The following is a 17,693-nucleotide window of genomic DNA, read 5'->3' on the forward strand; positions in this document are numbered from 1 at the left end:
CACCTGCATCCACCTTTTGTTTATTGCTTTTTTAAATAAACTTTGGTATTTTCATTAAATAACTTAGTAGCAAAGGGGAGATTTCATGCGATATCGGCGTCATGAATCCTTACGATATGTATTTAAAGATCCCATTCCAGCTCATTTTAAAATTATTAAAGTAGATAACACCCCAGTAAATACTTCAGAAGGACCAGGTACGATTATGGATATGAGCCCCGGGGGACTGAAGTTATCAGCAAACTTTCGTATCCCTTTAAGGAGTAAAATTCAATTATCCATAAGAACGACTATTGCTAATATTCAACTCCAATTTGCGGCTGATCTCCTCTGGGCAAAAGAGAACCCTGACAGCTATCATTATGGCGTGGGTTTTATCAATGACCACCATGAAGAAGTCGTTGAGGTATTAAAAAAGTTTCGCAAATCCACTCCAGAAGAGCGAGAATGATTCTCTGTACTGGTGAGGATAAGCCCCTTTTTAACCTGAGCATAGGCTCAGGTGTTTTTATATCATTGTTTAAAAGGAGAATTCTCGATGATTATAACCATGGACCAAAGAAAAAAACTTGCTGCAACAGCACTAGGAAAACTAAAGGCGGATGTAGTGATACAAAAAGGAACACTGATCAATGTCCACTCTAATGAAACCCTTCCTGATATAGATATTGCAATTAAGGCGGGCTGTATCGCGTATATAGGGGAAGCTTCCCATCTCATCGGCAGCGCGACCGAGGTTATCCAAGCCCATGGCCGCTTCTTGACGCCGGGATTGATTGATGGACATATGCATGTGGAAAGCACGATGATGTCTGTAACTGAGTTTGCAAAATCAGCCATAAAGCAAGGAACGACGACTATTTTTATGGATCCTCACGAAATTGCAAATGTATTCGGCTTAGAAGGTGTCCGCTGGATGCATGAAGAAGGGCAGCAGCTGCCTCTCCGTGTTTCTACTACCATTCCTTCCTGTGTACCTGCTACTGAAGATTTAGAGGATGCCGGTGCAGAGCTTACCATCAAAGATATTGAAGAAGGTCTCACATGGAATAATGTTTCTGGGCTCGGAGAAGTGATGAACTTCCCCGGAGTTATTCATGGAGATGAAAAGATGACAGGAGAAATTGATGCCACGATTCGTGCAGGTAAAACGGTAACCGGACACATGCCCGCCGAAGATCCAGCTATGCTGCAAGCTTATATTGCCTCCGGAGTTACCTCCTGCCATGAAACGGTGACCCGGGAACAAGCCATTGAAAAGTTGCGGTTAGGTATGCACGTCATGATTAGAGAAGGCTCTGCCTGGCAGGACGTGAAACAGCTGGCTCCTATCATAACCAAAGACCACATGCCCACTGACAATCTTTCACTAATCACTGATGATGTTTACCCTCAGACGCTCGTCAGCAAAGGACACTTAAACCATGTAGTGAGACGTGCGATTGAAGAAGGCATAGACCCCCTTGTTGCCCTGAAGCTTGCTACGATTAATATTGCCCACTACTTTAACTGTGGAGATACTTTAGGCAGTCTCTCCCCAGGGAAACATGCGGATATTCTGATGATCGACGATTTGGAGGAAATGAAGCCTTCTACTGTTGTTATTGGCGGAAAAATGGTCTACGATCAAGGAAATTATCTCGTATCATTTCCTGAATACCGCTATCCTGACAAAGCAAAGAATTCCGTGCATCTCAAGGAACCACTGAAGGCAGAAGACTTTTATCCAAAGAGTGCGCAGAAGAATAAAACGGAAGTTCAGGTTATTGATATCATTGAAAATAATGCGCGGACTAAAAAAGGGAAAGCTGAACTTCATGTAAAAGACGGCATTATTGAATCAGACGTGACGAATGACGTCATTCGTCTCACTTGTATCGATCGTCATCATGGTTCAGGAGATATTTCACATGGCTTCGCGAGAGGTTTTCAATTAAAGAGCGGGGCTGTCGCTTCCACCGTTGCTCATGATAGTCATAACCTGCTTGTTATGGGCGTTTCTGAAGAAGACATGGCGATTGCAGCGAATCACCTTGCCGAGATTGGCGGGGGAATGGCAGCGGTAGAAAATGGACAAATATTAGCTTCTGTACCTATGCCGATTGCAGGGCTTATGTCGGAAGAGCCGTTGGAAACCGTAGCTGCCCAGGTGGAGAAATTAGAAGAAGCTTGGAAGAAACTCGGCTGCCCGATTCATGCTCCATTTATGACTTTTTCATTAATTGCTCTGCCCGTTATCCCATCGCTGCGGATTACCAACCGGGGATTGGCTGATGTCGATAGCTTTGCTTTAACGCCTTTGGAGATCAACGAACAATAGAATATCTATACTACGCAAACAGAACGGTTGGATTTACATATCCCAATCGTTCTGTTTTTTTATTATGTGATTAAATTAAAGCTCAAGTTACTTAAAGACTCAGTTTTAAGATATTTGAGAATTTCCGTTACGGTTATAAGTGAGTCGAGGTCGAGGAAACAGCTAGCTTTCCATGGGCGGCCGGTGAGCTTCTTCGGGCAAATTGCCCTGTGGGATCTCACCTGTCCTATCCTCCCATAGGAGTCTCCCCATTTCCCCGACCTCTTTATGATTACGTGGGTACGGAAATATCAAAAGCATTGGACTAAAATAAGCAGCCCACTAATGAAAGTAAATCATCGAGAACAATATTCTATGTCCCATCAAATGAACATTATAAACAGGAAAGAGTAAGTCGTTGTTTGATCTATCCCTTTTTACTGAAGAATCGGGAACAAAGAAATCTTTTATATTTCCAACTCATTATTAGGTGGTGACTTGGAGTGATTCCGAGAGAATCATGAGGCAAAGGACGAGAAGACTCCTGCGGGAGACGAATGACAGGTGAGACCCCGGAAGACGAAGTGTGAGGAGGCTCAGCGCATGCCCGCGGAAAGTGTTCAAATGTGGAATCGCCTCGATAGACTCGACCAGCATAAGCCGACCATCAAGATGAGCGGCTTATGTCTCGAGAGTCTGGGCGATGGAACAAGACGAATCGTTTCTATGCCACACCCTTACTCTTAATCAGGTTACGGGCCTTAATCACCTCGAAATTGAGTCTTACACAATCCTGCCAGTTAGTTTAAGGTCAAATTTTTGAATCTCTTTATTTTCCCCCAACATAGTACACAGACAAAATCTTTACAGAGCAATTGAACAATCGTTATTAGGTTGTGTTTGTCTATTAACCTCCATCAAATTAGGCCTACTTCAACTTCAGCAATCTACTCTTCGAGGCAATCATAAAAAAACCTCCCCTAAGCATCACTTAAGGAAGGCAATTATACTATGCAAAACTTTTAAGCTGTTCATCCACCGCGGTTAGAAGTGGATGATTTTCACTGAGATCAGCCACTTGTTGAAGTGCTCCTAAAGCACCTTCTTTTTCAACCAGTGCTTGAAGCTCTGCCGCTTCAGCATCATCTTGATTTTTATAAAGCAGTGCCGCAGCAATAACTTCAGCCAGGTGTTCAGGTGTCTCCTTCACCCATTCAAGATATTCAACTGCCGGCCTGACGAGCCTGTCTTTCGGTCCCAACTTACGAATCGGCGCTCTGCCGACACGGGTAACGAGGTCAGACAAATCTGGATTCTGAAATCTTTGGATGATGGTATCAATGTACTGCTGATGCTGAGCTTCGGTAAATCCATACTTCTTAATCAGTACGGCACCGGACTCTTGCAGCGCTCCTTGCATTTTACTTAATACGTTAGAGTCTTCCATCGCTTCTTTAATAGTTTCGTGTCCATAATAATTACCTAGATAAGCCGCGGCAGCATGGCCAGTATTAACAGTAAATAGCTTTCGCTCAATATAAGGGGTAAGATCGTCAACAAGTGTCATCCCTTCGACCTCGGGCTGATCCCCTTTGATGGCAGTTTTCTCCACTACCCATTCAAAGTACGGTTCCACTTTCACAGTTAATAAATCATCATGTGTTTGATCGGGGACAATTCGATCCACTGCAGCATTAGGAAATCCAGCGAGAGCTAAGATATTTTCTTTCTGCTCACTCTTTGCCTGCTCCAGAACATGATTCTTAAGCTGCTCGCTTCCTCCTATCATATTTTCACAAGCAATAACGTTAACAGGAGTGCTTCGGTTAGCAAGACCTTCTGCTAATAATGGAGCGATGATGGATAGAATGTTCGGTCCGACAGCTGTTGTAATAATATCTGCTTGAGCAAGAGCGTCTACTACGGCCTCTTTTTGTTTCGCACTATTTAACCCGGAGATATTAGAGACTTGAATCGACTCATTTTCACCTGCAAGTTCAATTTGATAACGGCCTTGTTCATTAATCTCGTCAATTAAAGCATCATTCACATCTACAAATGTTGTTTGATATCCTGCTTTTGTAAGCAGGGCTCCGATAAAACCTCTTCCAATATTTCCGGCTCCGAAATGAACGGCTCTCATATTATTCCACCTCATTAAATAGAGAAATGACTTCTTCTTTTGATTGAGCATTTAAAATTGTATCGATGTTTTCTTCTTCTGAACAGACGATGGCAATTTGCGAAAGAATTTCTAAATGCTCATCACCTTTACCAGCAATACCAATAAGCAGTTTAACGGTATTTCCGCTTCCGAATTCAACGCCTTCTGGAACCGTAACAATCGCAAGCCCCGTCTCTTTTACTGCTTTTTTTCCAGCTTCAGTGCCATGAGGGATCGCTACAAAATTCCCCATATAGGTTGATGTTACTTCTTCTCGTTCAAGCATCTGCTCAATGTACTCATCGGTGACATACCCTTGATCACGAAGCATCCCGCCTACATAGCGAACCGCTTCTTCCTGGTTATCAAAAGATGCACCTAATTCGATTGTTTTTGCAGTTAAGATATTTTCTGACATAATACATTCTCCTTTTTTTATATAGTCATTTTCTTTTGGAAAAACTGATGGACCTGATTGGAAAGATACTGAGTTATTGACTCTTCCTCATGTGAATCTAAAACCCTAATACTTTTTGGATCTTCAACCAATATAGAACTTAAAAAGCTTAACACCTCAAGACCTTCTGGCTTCACCTTCTCAGGAGCAAGCATTAGAATGATCGTACGAACAGGCATCATATCCCCATCCATCCCCAAGATCGAAACCGGCTCTTGAAGAGTTAATACTGTAAACGATGACTCGGGGATGACGGAAAGTCTTGTATGAAACAAGGCTATTGAGGACCCCGGGATCCCAAGACCTCCTGCCTTTTCTCTTTCCAGCAAAGCCCGCTTCACTTCCTTGGGATTCGTAAGGGCCCCTTTTCTCTCCAGGTGCTCACAAGCTTCTGTTATTACTTCTTGTTTCCCTATTGGTTTGACTGGTAAAACCTTCAAGTGGTTCAATAATTGGCTGATAACCTCTGCGCAGTTTTGAATACTAGAAACAGAAGCTTTGATCGCTTGCAGAGTCTGCACCTCAGGAGGAGGAGATTTTTCCACTTTTCTCATCCGCTCCCCAATTTTCACACGCCGGATCGCATGCTCCAGCTTGTGGACATCGGACTGAGGAAGCATTGGATTCACAAGGACGTATTGATCCCGGTCCCTAAGCGGAACGGTAGAAACGATCAAATCATACTCATGAAGGTTAATTTTTTCTAAATCGAATAAGGATTTGTGTTCCACTTCTTCAATCTCAAAAAACTGCTGTTTAAGTTTGGCAGCGAGAATCTTGGCGGTCCCAATCCCACTGGAACAAACTACCATCACCCGGATCCTGATCGTCTCCGACATGTTTAACAAAGCGGAGGCAAAATGCATCACTAGAAAAGCAGTTTCTTCCTTAGGGAAAGTCAAAGAAGGAAAGACCTGTTCCACTGCATTTTCTAAGATAGTAAATAACTGCGGGTAGTCCCCTTCAATCTGGTCCATTAATGGATTTTGAATATCCATCTTCTGCTGAATTCGATACACACTAGGTTTTAAATGGACGACTAAATCACCTAACAATTGATCGGATTGATGTAAATTTTGATTCATTTCTTTAGAAACGAATTCTATCATTTGCTTTGCTTTGAAGGCGATACTAAGACTGCTTTCCTCTAGAGAAATCGTTTGGTCGTACCTTACTTTAGCCCCCATTAAATGCATGGTGATATATCCGGTTTCGGCTTCCGGTATGTTTAGGTTAAACACCTCTTCCAGCTTTCTTATGAGCTGGCTTGCCACCTCAAATTCTTTCGCAGGACGCAGTTCGTCTAAATAACTATCCTCCATACGAATGAATTCCCCTTGACGCAGCCTTTCAATCGCCAGAGCCAAATGAATCACCAGACCAATGTAAGCACTATCAGCCAAGTGATAATTCAATATCGGTCTGATTGACTCGACCGTTTGCTCAATGGTAGCAATCGTTTCTTTATTCACAAGGCCCAGCAAATGATCTGAGACAGAATCCAGGGTCGGGGAAGCAGGACCTTGAATATGGTCTCTTAACAGTTTTAAGAAATCCAGTTCATCCAAATGATGCATGATCAAATGGCTGATCGCATCTCGAATATTAGCTTCATCTCCCTGAATTTCTACTCCATAGCCCCGCTTTCGAATGAGCTCAAGTTGATAACCAGTGATATCGTTCTCAATTTTATCCAAGTCATGACTGATCGTTGCGGCCGTTACGCCAAGTTCACTAGCAAAGGTTAAAAGTTTCACAGGTTCGCTTGAGTCAAGCAGCCGTGAAAGAATGAGAACTTGTCGTTCTTCCGGCGTATAATCCAGCGCTTTCTGATCACTAATCGCTCGTCTTAATTGGAGGCGATTTTCATCGTTCCCCAAGATAGCAAGCCCGCTTCCTGTTTTCTTCTGCAGGGTTAATTGATGAGTTTCAAGGACTTCCTCGATTCCCTTCAAATCACGGTGAACCGTTCTGGAACTCACTTCTAATAAGTCGGCAATCTGCTTAATGGGGAGGTCATCCTGGGATTGGAGAAGCAGATCAATCACTTTACGTTCACGTGCTGATACGTACATTGTTAACCGCCCCCTTTCCATTCGATGAACTCAATATCTTCGCTTGTTTTCTCTATCTTTATCGTACTCCCCACAAGCTCTAGATACAATAATTAGAAACTACATTTTAGACACAGGGAATCTTGACATCTTTTAATAACTTACAGCAAAAGAGTCTGAGGAATCTCAGACTCTTTTACAAAGGAATGGTTTATTTTTTCAATTCCTCTACTAGCTCATCATATTTAGGGCTGTTTAAGAAATTATCTACAGAAATATGGTAAGCATTTGGAACCTTTTGCATCGCACGTTCTGTTAAATCTTTATGCGTGATTACCACATCTACATCAGATGGCAGGTCGTTGATCGCCATATTGGTAACATTAATATCAATGGAAGCTTTTTTAAATTTATTCTTAAGCAAGGATGCTCCCATCGCACTCGATCCCATACCTGCGTCACAGGCAAATATAATCTTGTCCACTTCTTCTAAATTGACTGAAGGGACTTCATCCGTATTCTGGTTTTCAGTGGCCGCTTCTGAACTAGTGCCCGTTTCTTCTTTTTGAGCGCCTGACAGTTGACCTGAAACAGAACTTTTCTTCCCTTTCATTCCTTCCATTTTCTCAGTGGCTGCGGTTAAATCTCCTTCTTCTTCCTGATTGGAAGATTTAAGAATTATAGAAGCGATGACGAAGGAAACGACCGTCGCTACCAGCACCCCAAGAATAACTCCTACATAATTTCCTTTTGGCGTTAGAAACAAGAGAGCAAAGATACTTCCCGGTGAAGGAGTTGAAGATAACCCTGCGTCAAAAGCTACGAAAGTGGCTGTACCGGCAACACCACCGCCCATTGCTGCGAGAATTAACATCGGTTTAGATAGAATATATGGGAAATAAATCTCATGAATACCACCAAGGAATTGAATGATCGCTGCGCCTGGAGCTGTTTGTCTGGAAATTCCTTTACCAAAGAACATAAAGGCAAGCAGCACACCGAATCCTGGACCCGGGTTAGGTTCCAGCAAGAACAATACAGATTTACCAGCATTCTCAGCTTGATCCACAGCAAGCGGGCTGAGAATACCATGGTTGATCGCATTATTTAAAAATAGTATTTTTGCAGGTTCAATAAATATATTTACTAGTGGAAGTAAGCCTGCGTTTACAAGATATTCTACACCGGCTCCAAGGAACTCTGTAATTCCCTCTACCACTGGTCCTATGATGTAATAACCAACGATGGCCAAAATGGCACCGCCAATACCTGCTGAGAAGTTGTTGACGAGCATTTCAAAGCCTGATTTAATCTTACCTTCTATGGCATCATCAAACAGTTTAATCGCATAACCAGCGATTGGCCCCATGATCATGGCTCCCAGGAACATTGGGGTATCAGGCTGTCCTACGATAACCCCCATTACAGCTGTAGCGGCTACTACACCGCCTCGTAAACCATGTATCAGCCGGCCACCAGTAAAAGCAATTAATAATGGCAGTAAGTACGTAATCATAGGTCCGACTAATTGAGCTAAATCCTTATTAGGAATCCATCCATCTGGGATAAATAGAGCTGTAATAATCCCCCACGCAATAAACGCGGCAATGTTCGGCATAATCATGCTGCTTAGGAAACTGCCAAACTTTTGGACTTTTGCTCTTTTACCCGATTTTTGTTCTGACATGTTATATCCTCCTTCACAATAATGTGTTTCTCTTTTCTTATACTCTTATTTTAAAGCGGTTACATCCTCTTCTTCAATATAATCTAAATGCATGTTTGGCAGAGAGGATGTTGACAACTTTTAAAAAAACAATTTTGTGCTGTCGTTTTTTGGATAAAATGGAATTGTCGAACGTTGTTGAAATATTAATGATACATTTTTGTAATAAAAATGAAACTTTTCGGAAGGTGAATTCGTCTAATTAGTAGAATAAGAAAAATAAGGAAGATTGAAATTCGTTTTAGACCTATTTTTCGTGGGAAATCGTCCATTGCTTTGGTCTTTTTAAAATAAATGAGTGAAAGGGGTTCTCAGCATGAGAAAACGTACACAGTATGATACAACAGACTTTATTTATGGATTTGGCGGTTCTGCTCTTCTCGCTGGCATCCTTTACGTCATGATTTATATGCTGTAATTATTTAATCTTATGGAATTATACATAGAAGCCTTCCGAGTACGGCACGGAAGGCTTCTTTTTGTTGTATGACTCTGTTAGTTCCCTTCTAGAAATAGACTTCAAGTATACCTTGAGTTCATGCACCTTTTAGTTGACCTAGTCGTTCCACAATAAACCCAACTAATAAGCCTGCAGCAAAAGGAAGAATGGAAATATTCGCTTCAAAAAAGAATCCATTCTCCAATGGTTCATTTAAAACAAATGAAAACGTAAGAAGAGATAAATTAAAAATATTTCCAATCCAATATAATAGACCCATCGTTCCAACCGAGGACAATAATGGAAATCCTATTTTTCTCACCATAGACCTCCTTCATGGACAACTTTAAGAATGGAACTCAAAACGATTGATAACCTTTAATTTAGAAGTGTAGCGGACGCTTCATATGATTATTTCTACAAATTACTTCCTTTTCCTTCTTATTCCCTGCCACTTTAGAACAAAAGCACCTATCCAAATTGGATAAGTGCCTCTTTATCATAAAGAATTGTATTCGAATTAATTTTTATAAATAATCAAATTTTTCTAAAATACACTGGTCCGTTAAAGATAGAGGGAGCAATTCCCCCTATTTTTTTCTTAACAGCCTCATACTGTTTAGTATAACAATCAACGCCGCACCCGTATCACTTAGTACTGCCATCCATAAGGTTAAAATTCCTGGGAAAATTAAGACTAGTGCGGCTAACTTAGTAATTAAAGAGAACCAAATATTTTGCTTAATAATAGCTAGTGCTTTGCGACTCAGAGAAATGGTATGCGGAAGTTTTCCCAAATTATCCGCCATAAGGACAATATCGGCGGTTTCCATGGCTGTGTCTGTCCCCGCACCACCCATGGCAATTCCAAGATCAGCTGTTGCAAGGGCAGGAGCATCATTAATCCCATCTCCCACCATAGCTACCCGCTTTCCTTCATTCTGTAATCTCTTCACGGCCGTCACTTTGTCTTCAGGCATCAATTCAGCAAAGTAGCGATCCACGCCTGTTTCTGACGCGATTTTTTTCGCTGTACCTTCATTATCTCCCGTTAACATCACCATTTCATCTATTCCAGCTTGCTTGAGCTTTTGAATGGACTGGACCGTGATATCACGAATGGTATCTGCCACAGCTATGAGACCTAAAATCTCCTCACGAGACCCTATTAATATTAGCGTGGATCCGTTTCCTTGCAGCTCATTCATCCGTTCTTTTAATTCATGTAGGGGAACCTCCATCTCTTTAAACCACTTAGGATTTCCCGCAAAATATTCTACACCATTAATCTCTGCCTGCGCACCTTTCCCCGGAATTGCTTTAAAGGCCTTCCCTTCCTTAGCCGGAATTCTTCGTTCTTCAGCATACGTGGTAATGGCTTGCGCGATCGGATGAATGGAATGCTCTTCAATCGTTCGTACAATACTAATCAGCTCTTCGCTATTGTTATGAAGAGAGAGCACTTCTGTCACTTTGGGTCTACCGATTGTAAGGGTTCCAGTCTTATCAAAAGCAATCGCTTGAATGGCCCCTGCCTTTTCTAAGAAGGTCCCTCCTTTGATAAGAACTCCATTCTTAGCTGCATTTCCAATTGCCGATACAATCGCTACCGGTGTAGAAATGACCAATGCACATGGGCATGCAACGACCAATAACGCAAGACCTTTATAAAGCCATGCTCCCCATGATCCGAACCCAGCTAACGGCGGAACGACCATTACAAGAAGGGCAAGTATAAATACGATAGGAGTATAAATGCTGGCAAAGTGATCTATAAATGCCTGGGTCGGAGCTTTTTTCTCCTGAGCCTCTTCCACAAGATGAATAATTTTTGCAATGGTTGTATCCTCAACTAACTTTGTTACCTTAACTTCTAAAGACCCACTTTCATTAACCGTGCCAGCATAAACGGGATCGCCTTGCTGTTTATCTACAGGCAAAGATTCTCCCGTGATCGGAGCCTGATTCATAGTGGATATGCCTGATACGATGACTCCATCTAAAGGCGCTTTCTCCCCTGGTTTGATGACAATAATTGCATCGATTCCCACTTCTTCTACTGGTTTACGGATCAGTTGATTCCCAGATTTAACAGTAGCTTCTGCTGGAGTCAGGTTTATGAGACTACGAATCGAATCTCGGGTACGCTCGATCGACTTGTTTTGTAATGTGTTCCCCAAGGCAAAGAGCCATAAGACCGTCGCTGCTTCAAACCATTCTCCAATGATAGCCGCTCCAATCGCAGCTGTGGCCATTAGAACATTCATATCTAGAGATCCACTTTTAATCGCATAAAAAGCACTTCGCGCGGGCTTATAGCCACCGACCAGGATTGAGATTGCATATAAGGCCATAATGACCGATGGAGTTATGCTAGTAAATGATCCTAGAAATCCAAGAACAAGGAAGGTTCCGGATATAGCGGTGGTCGAAGCTCCTTTTTTCTTAGTATTAGAGGAGGCTTCTTTCGAGTCTAACGAAGCATCAAAACCAGCTCTTTGAACTTCTTTAATAATGATATTTTCATTCGTGGTATGCTCAATTTGCATTTTACCAGTTGAAAAATTCACCTTTACTTCTTGAACATTCGGATTTTTGCTAACGTGCTTTTCAATGGTCATCGCACAAGAACCACAATCCATGCCTTCGATTTTATATGTTTGTCTATTCTTATTTTTATCCAATGGCTCTGCTTCAAAGCCCCATTTACGCACCAGCTGAGGGACTTGATTGTATATTGAATGATCATCCGCACCTACCGCCATCTTGCCAGTCCCATAGTTAACGCGAATCGATTGAATTCCTTCCGTCTTTTGCAGCCCTTTCTCAATGGTAGCTGCACAAGAAGGACAATCCATTCCACTTACTTTGTATTCCACAGTGTTTTTCCCATTAGGCTTCCGATTCTCTGCATCCTCTAGTTCATTCTCCCCTTCTACCCCACTACAGCAGGCGGAAGAACTTCCTGTATCTTTCTCCTTTGTATCATTTCCACAGCACGAGGAAATAGCAGGAGTTTCGTTCTCCTTTACATCCGGTCCACAACATGTGGACACAGCAGTTTCCTCAGAGCAGCTAGCACTTGGGCTTTCTTCATTGCCCTCATGCTCCTCCTGACTCTCCTTTTCAACACGACTCATTAATGTGCCTCCTATCCAGGCCGTTCAAGCTTCTTTAGAATGTAATAACGCAATCGAAACTAACTGATGAACATGGTCATCAGCCAGAGAATAAAAAACAAGTTTTCCTTCTTTGCGGTATTTTGCTAACTTCATATTACGCAATAACCTTAAGTGATGGGAAGCTGTGGCTGTGGTGGTGCCAATAATATTGGCAACATCGCATACACAAAGCTCCCTTTCCAGCGTTAAGGAATACGCAATTTTCATACGTGTTGCATCTGATAAAGCTTTAAAGATTAATTCAACACCTTCCACTTTCTTGATCTCAGGCTGTACTCGTTGAACAAGTGCTTCATCGTAGCAAAACGTATCACATGTATCTTTGGAAACTTTTTTTATTACTTCTTCGCTCAACATTTTCACCTTCATTCAAATGATTGTTTGAATATTTGTTTATAGTGTATGTTTCATATATTCCAATGTCAACAAAATGGGCAAATGCTATTCAAATGTGGAAAAAGACTTCATTACTGAAGTCTTTTCTTATGGAGTTATTTATTTTACCTTAAAGATGGTCAGCACATTAAAAAGGGGCAATTCCTTTGCTCCGAATTGCCCTAGTAGCCTTACGTTAATCTTTCAAATATCTATGTATTGTTCAATGATCGCTCTAAAATACCTATCTCCACCGAAATTTATCTTAATTATTTAACTGCTTTCCAAATTGTCCATCTATCTTTCTCCATTATATTTGCGTTACTTGAAAGTGACTGATCTACATGATTAATAAACATCCTCAATTCATTATCATCTAGTTCATGTAAAATACTTCTTCCAGTCCGCTCACGTAAATCTTCAAGTAATTGATCCTTAGTCTGATATGCTTTTCTTGTTTCCCACAACTTTACTTCCTCGATTTTTTTAAATCCAACTTTCTTCAAAGTCTCCAATACGAAAGGGCTCGGATATCGGCGACTCACTTCTTTATCGATTAATCTTGGAAATAATTCAAAAAGATATCCTCTTATATGATGATCGCTGCCTTTTAATAGACAATCCTCAGGGGTACGGTCCTGCACAATAAAATACCCACCATCCTTGAGTATTCGATATGCTTCCTTAAAACAATTCAGCAAATCATCTAGATGATGTATTAAAGCTCTTTCAAGTACTAAATCACAATCATTGCTATTTACCTCTGTACCATAAGCACTTCCATGCCTCAAAGAAATATTTTGATATTCCTTGCAGTTTTCCTTTGCACCCTCCAGTATCTTCTCAGAAAAATCAATGCCAGTGACAGAATCTATTCCCATATCCGCTAACGCCTTCGAATAAATTCCTCCCCCACATCCAATATCTACAGCTTTTAAAACATTCTCGACAGGTGCAAGTTGTCTTACTGTCATGATCCATGACCTGTCTGCGGTGCGAGTAGTATAGGTAAAGCGATTTTTATTGCTATGGAAATCCATCCCCAACTTACATCCCTCTTTCCATTGGTAACTAAGAATTAATACCAAATTAAATGATTAATCGTTTTCATGTAAAACGTATCTTAGAGTAAAAACCTGCTCTTGTTAGTTCAATACTTGCAAACAATACTTGTTATGAATTCTTACTTCAAATACTCGCTTTGAAAGACTGCCATCATTATAATCCCATGCCAAGAGCCATTTCTAAATAACTGTTCTTTCTGTTCGCCTTCTTTCTCAAATCCTAGACGCTCATATAACTTGATCGCTCGGTCATTAAAGGAAAATACTCTTAAATATACTTTATGTAGATTCAATTCTAGAAAAGAAAACTCAAGTAATAAACTCATCGCTTCTTTACCGTAACCTTTCCCCATATAATCTTCATTACCAATATCAATAATGCACTCAGCATTCCTGTTCTTAGGATCGATATGGATTAAAGATACAATTCCTATAGGTTCGTCTCTCTCTATATGCTGAATAATATAGCTCTTTGAGTTCTCTGAACTAGTAATGGATAGAATGAAATTTTCTGTTTCTTCCAAACTATACACATCCAAATTCGGACTGGTGTTTTCCATTACGTTAGGATTACTTCTCCATTTATGGTAAATATCCGTGTCATCCTTCGTGACTTTTCTTAAATAGATTCTATCTGTAGAAAACAAATAAATCCCCCCCTAGATCGGTTCTGTTATAAGTCGGTACATTTTTTTCTGCTGAGATCATTAAAAACATTGGCCGTAGAGCTTCATTTGTAAGGTTAATCTTTTGAATTGGAGATTTAAATTTCACTCATCCTCTTCCGCTGTACTCTTTATCCATTCTAATTTTCTATCCCAATCAGCAGCTAAATTTACCATCCACTCTGCTGTTGCTGAGAGTTGCTGCGGGCACACTTTATATCTTACTTCCCGCCCAACACGATCATTGATAACAAGCTTGGAGTCTTTTAAGATTGTTAAATGTTTTACAACTGCCTGACGAGATACAGGTACCGAAGTGGCTAATGTTGTTGCTGTAGCTTGTCCTCTTAATGCCAGTAGGTCAAGTAACTCTCGACGGGTGGGATCTGCTAAAGCTATTAAGACATTTTCGAAATTATTACTTTCCGTAGTTTCCAATTTATTGATCAACACGCTTCCGTAGTACGTCCATTTGCATTTCCCAGCCTTGGACATTTCCTTTAAAGTACTCTGTTTTCTCTTCTTCTGTTGCTGTAAGAAGTGAAAAGCCACTCTCAACTACTCTAAGTAAAGTTCCCTCATCTTTTGAAGTTAAATTGAACTCTACCAACGTAGAATTTCCTTCTTTAGGTTCCTCACCAGGAAATGAACTTGCCCACCGACATGCAAGGTAGGTTGGGGGTACTGATTGTTCAATCAATACAGGGAACTTCCCAAATCTTGTGTCCGCCACCACACGCGATCCATTTACCTGTACCTTATCCGGACCAGGTGCATCCCCAACCCACCATGCGGGTTGACTAATTAACTCCCATACCTTTTGGATAGGTGCGTGAATAAAAATTTCTCTCTTAATCTCATCTCTAGCCATAACTACTCCTCCCATCTTTATAAGTGCAACCAAAGTGTAGCACATCCCCCTTTAAATGTGCAACTAAATTATTGCACATAAGAGTATAAAATATTTATAGCGCAGATAAAGAGACTATTGACAATCAAATGCCTCAGTCATACATGAAGTGTCACCATTGATTCCTTCCGCGGCGGTTAGTTTTACCGGTACATGACACACCTTCAATCAGATAATTCCTTACACCCATGGTTAACTCCGCTCCTTTTCAAATGGTTGAAGTATTTTAGAGGGTGCCTCTCAGGTTCTGTGGTTTTAAAAAACCGACTGAAATAAAACCTTACTATGTAATTAAAATAACGTAAAAAAGATCAACATTATCTCTTAACGGAGTCTTACGCACTCTCCCCCTATTCTTTAGACATTTTAAATTAGAAATCCTCTTTCCTCTTCCTTTATACTATAAGTACTTAATCAAGTTGGAGGAATGAATACATGTTTAACACCCATCAAGGTTATCAGTCCATGCTGCAGCAAGATCAATTAAGCTTCGGTTTGACCGTTCCAATAGAGAATTATGACAAACAACCACCGAAAATGGACCATCAGGTAGAGCGTGCTCAGCTGGCTGAAAGCCTTGGATTTAAATGTCTATGGCTGCAGGACGTGCTGCTTGAGGACCCAACCTTTGAAGATCCTGCCACTGGACAGATTTATGACAGTCTAATTTACTTAACTTATTTAGCCTCACATACGAAAACGATTAATTTAGGAACAGCGGCACTCGTCTTTCCTTTACGTCATCCACTGCGTACGGCAAAAGAAACAGCAAGTATTGAACGGTTGTTTCCAGAGAGGCTTATGCTTGGGATATCCTCCGGGGATCGCCGAAAAGATTTTGAAGGGTTAGGGATTCCAATAATGGAAAGGAACGAATGGTTTAGGGAAGCTTATCAATTCTTCCAGGAAGCGATCAGCCATGAATTCCCTACGTTTGATTCCTCCTTAGGAAAATTAAATAAAGCCAACCTAGTCCCTAAACCTACCAGCAAACTTCCTTTGTTTATGACTGGTTACTGTCAGCAGACTCTTGATTGGGTGGCTGAGCATGGAGATGGCTGGATGTATTATCCACAGCGCCCTGAACAGCAGGAAGAGACCATCAAGGCTTACCGTGAGAAAGTGAAAAAATATAAAGGCAGCCAATTCCAGCCTTTCTTTATGCCTCTTCCCTTACAGCTGGCAGAGGATCCGAATCAGAAGGCAGAAAAAATCCCAGCCGGATATCGAGCTGGGCGGCACGCGCTGGTTGATTTACTCGAGCAATACAGATCTATCGGTGTGAATCATATTATGTTTGGACTTTCTAAGAATAAACGGCCGGTTGAGGAAGTGATTCAGGAGCTTGGAGAAGAGGTAGTCCCCCACTTTGCCTTTCCACAAAAATAAAAAAACATGATCTGAAGACATATGGATATCATTAAACAGTCCGGGGGGACTAAAAAGGTCAAAAGGAGTTCAAGTTACCAGGTTGGTTTTTCTTATTATACGATAACCAGACCTAACTGTTTAATCCGTCCTCAAGAGCATTAATATAGCGATGAGCGGACCTCTGCACAGAGTCATAGGCTCCATTATCAATGATTCCATGAAAAGCATTATACAACCGGTCAAAGGACAATTTCCCTGCTTTTTCAGCTATACGGGCTACCTTTGTTGCTGGTAGAGGAATGAGGTTAGGGTAACTGTACATAAAACTCACCCAGCCAGGGTCTGCAACGACTTGAATGATATCTCCAGTTAACAGAACTCCCTTTCCCTGGCTGCCTTTAGTCCAATTTAATACCGCCCCTCCCTGGAAATGACCGCCTAAACGATGGATGGATACGGTGTTGGATAACTCTAATACTTCACCAGACCAAAATTCTATCGCTTCACTCATCCTGGTTACCCACTTACGATCGTCTTCGTGGATATAAATGACGGCATCAAAGGTTTCTGCCCATTCCACCTGTGTAGAATAATAATGGGGATGGGACAAAACAATAGCATCGATTCCGCCAGACTCCACAATAGTCTGCTTCGTCTGCTCGTCCAAGTAAGTCAGACAGTCCCAGAGGATATTGATCTCTTCATCTTGCAGCAGGTAGGCTGTCTGGCCAATAGCAAACTGAGGTACCGTGCGAATACTGAATAAATGTTCTTCTTCTATCTCCCAATTGTTGTGAAACTTCCCTTGCTCCATTTTCGTTAGTGTAGTCCATTTCTGACCATCCGCGGGTACATATTGGCGCTCATCCTCACAGATAAAGCACTGTTCGGGAGGCAGGTTTGATGGGGAATATTGAACCCCGCAGGTTTGACAAATATACGCTTGCAAAGAACCAACCCCTTCTATAAATTCCAATGAATATCATG

At 41.3% G+C, this 17,693-nt stretch carries 15 protein-coding genes; 3 read left to right on the plus strand and 12 right to left on the minus strand.

Features of this window, described 5'->3' with window-relative positions:
* The first annotated feature begins 85 nt into the window (after window positions 1-85).
* Both Q7A53_RS18875 and ade read left to right on the plus strand, forming a co-directional pair.
* Window positions 86-451, plus strand: coding sequence for a PilZ domain-containing protein (locus tag Q7A53_RS18875; protein WP_411790759.1), 366 nt, complete (start codon window positions 86-88; stop codon window positions 449-451).
* An 87-nt stretch (window positions 452-538) separates the two neighbouring features.
* The gene (gene ade / locus Q7A53_RS18880; protein ID WP_411790760.1) at window positions 539-2,320 is read left to right on the plus strand and encodes an adenine deaminase; all 1,782 of its coding nucleotides are present in this window, start codon (window positions 539-541) and stop codon (window positions 2,318-2,320) included.
* A gap of 988 nt (window positions 2,321-3,308) precedes the next feature.
* Here the strand turns inward: ade and Q7A53_RS18885 are convergent.
* The 11 genes from Q7A53_RS18885 to Q7A53_RS18935 all read right to left on the minus strand — a co-directional run bounded on the left by Q7A53_RS18885 (window position 3,309) and on the right by Q7A53_RS18935 (window position 15,296).
* The gene (locus tag Q7A53_RS18885; protein ID WP_411790761.1) at window positions 3,309-4,442 is read right to left on the minus strand and encodes a mannitol-1-phosphate 5-dehydrogenase; all 1,134 of its coding nucleotides are present in this window, start codon (window positions 4,440-4,442) and stop codon (window positions 3,309-3,311) included.
* A 1-nt stretch (window position 4,443) separates the two neighbouring features.
* Window positions 4,444-4,881 (minus strand): PTS sugar transporter subunit IIA, encoded by a 438-nt coding sequence (locus Q7A53_RS18890; protein WP_411790762.1) that lies wholly within the window; start codon window positions 4,879-4,881, stop codon window positions 4,444-4,446.
* Between the two features lie 17 nt (window positions 4,882-4,898).
* The gene (locus Q7A53_RS18895; protein ID WP_411790763.1) at window positions 4,899-6,995 is read right to left on the minus strand and encodes a BglG family transcription antiterminator; all 2,097 of its coding nucleotides are present in this window, start codon (window positions 6,993-6,995) and stop codon (window positions 4,899-4,901) included.
* Between the two features lie 190 nt (window positions 6,996-7,185).
* Window positions 7,186-8,661, minus strand: a complete 1,476-nt coding sequence (locus Q7A53_RS18900; protein WP_411790764.1) for a PTS mannitol transporter subunit IICB — start codon at window positions 8,659-8,661, stop codon at window positions 7,186-7,188.
* Between the two features lie 575 nt (window positions 8,662-9,236).
* A complete protein-coding gene (locus Q7A53_RS18905; RefSeq protein WP_411790765.1) occupies window positions 9,237-9,461 on the minus strand; it encodes a hypothetical protein in 225 nt (74 codons plus the stop codon).
* A 268-nt stretch (window positions 9,462-9,729) separates the two neighbouring features.
* Window positions 9,730-12,279: a heavy metal translocating P-type ATPase gene (locus Q7A53_RS18910; protein ID WP_411790766.1), complete on the minus strand. Its 2,550-nt coding sequence runs from the start codon at window positions 12,277-12,279 to the stop codon at window positions 9,730-9,732.
* A 24-nt stretch (window positions 12,280-12,303) separates the two neighbouring features.
* Window positions 12,304-12,678 carry an ArsR/SmtB family transcription factor gene (locus tag Q7A53_RS18915; RefSeq protein WP_411790767.1) on the minus strand — a complete coding sequence of 125 codons (375 nt, stop codon included), beginning with the start codon at window positions 12,676-12,678 and terminating at the stop codon, window positions 12,304-12,306.
* Between the two features lie 287 nt (window positions 12,679-12,965).
* Window positions 12,966-13,742: a class I SAM-dependent methyltransferase gene (locus Q7A53_RS18920; RefSeq protein WP_411790768.1), complete on the minus strand. Its 777-nt coding sequence runs from the start codon at window positions 13,740-13,742 to the stop codon at window positions 12,966-12,968.
* A gap of 137 nt (window positions 13,743-13,879) precedes the next feature.
* Window positions 13,880-14,407, minus strand: coding sequence for a GNAT family N-acetyltransferase (locus tag Q7A53_RS18925; protein WP_411790769.1), 528 nt, complete (start codon window positions 14,405-14,407; stop codon window positions 13,880-13,882).
* 123 nt (window positions 14,408-14,530) lie between these two features.
* On the minus strand, window positions 14,531-14,875 hold the full coding sequence (locus Q7A53_RS18930; RefSeq protein ID WP_411790770.1) for an ArsR/SmtB family transcription factor: 345 nt from the start codon (window positions 14,873-14,875) through the stop codon (window positions 14,531-14,533).
* Window positions 14,865-15,296, minus strand: coding sequence for an SRPBCC domain-containing protein (locus tag Q7A53_RS18935; RefSeq protein ID WP_411790771.1), 432 nt, complete (start codon window positions 15,294-15,296; stop codon window positions 14,865-14,867). The genes Q7A53_RS18930 and Q7A53_RS18935 overlap by 11 nt, the downstream gene beginning before the upstream one ends.
* A 474-nt stretch (window positions 15,297-15,770) precedes the next feature.
* Between Q7A53_RS18935 and Q7A53_RS18940 the strand changes: the two genes are divergently transcribed.
* A complete protein-coding gene (locus Q7A53_RS18940) occupies window positions 15,771-16,724 on the plus strand; it encodes an LLM class oxidoreductase (RefSeq protein WP_411790772.1) in 954 nt (317 codons plus the stop codon).
* Between the two features lie 112 nt (window positions 16,725-16,836).
* Here Q7A53_RS18940 and Q7A53_RS18945 read toward each other — a convergent pair whose 3' ends face one another.
* Entirely contained in the window at window positions 16,837-17,655 is an 819-nt protein-coding gene (locus Q7A53_RS18945; protein WP_411790773.1) for an MBL fold metallo-hydrolase, read from the minus strand.
* Window positions 17,656-17,693 lie beyond the last annotated feature (38 nt).

Origin of the sequence: Halobacillus rhizosphaerae, from assembly GCF_046719735.1 — a bacterium.
Taxonomy (GTDB): Bacteria; Bacillota; Bacilli; order Bacillales; family Halobacillaceae; genus Halobacillus_B; species Halobacillus_B rhizosphaerae.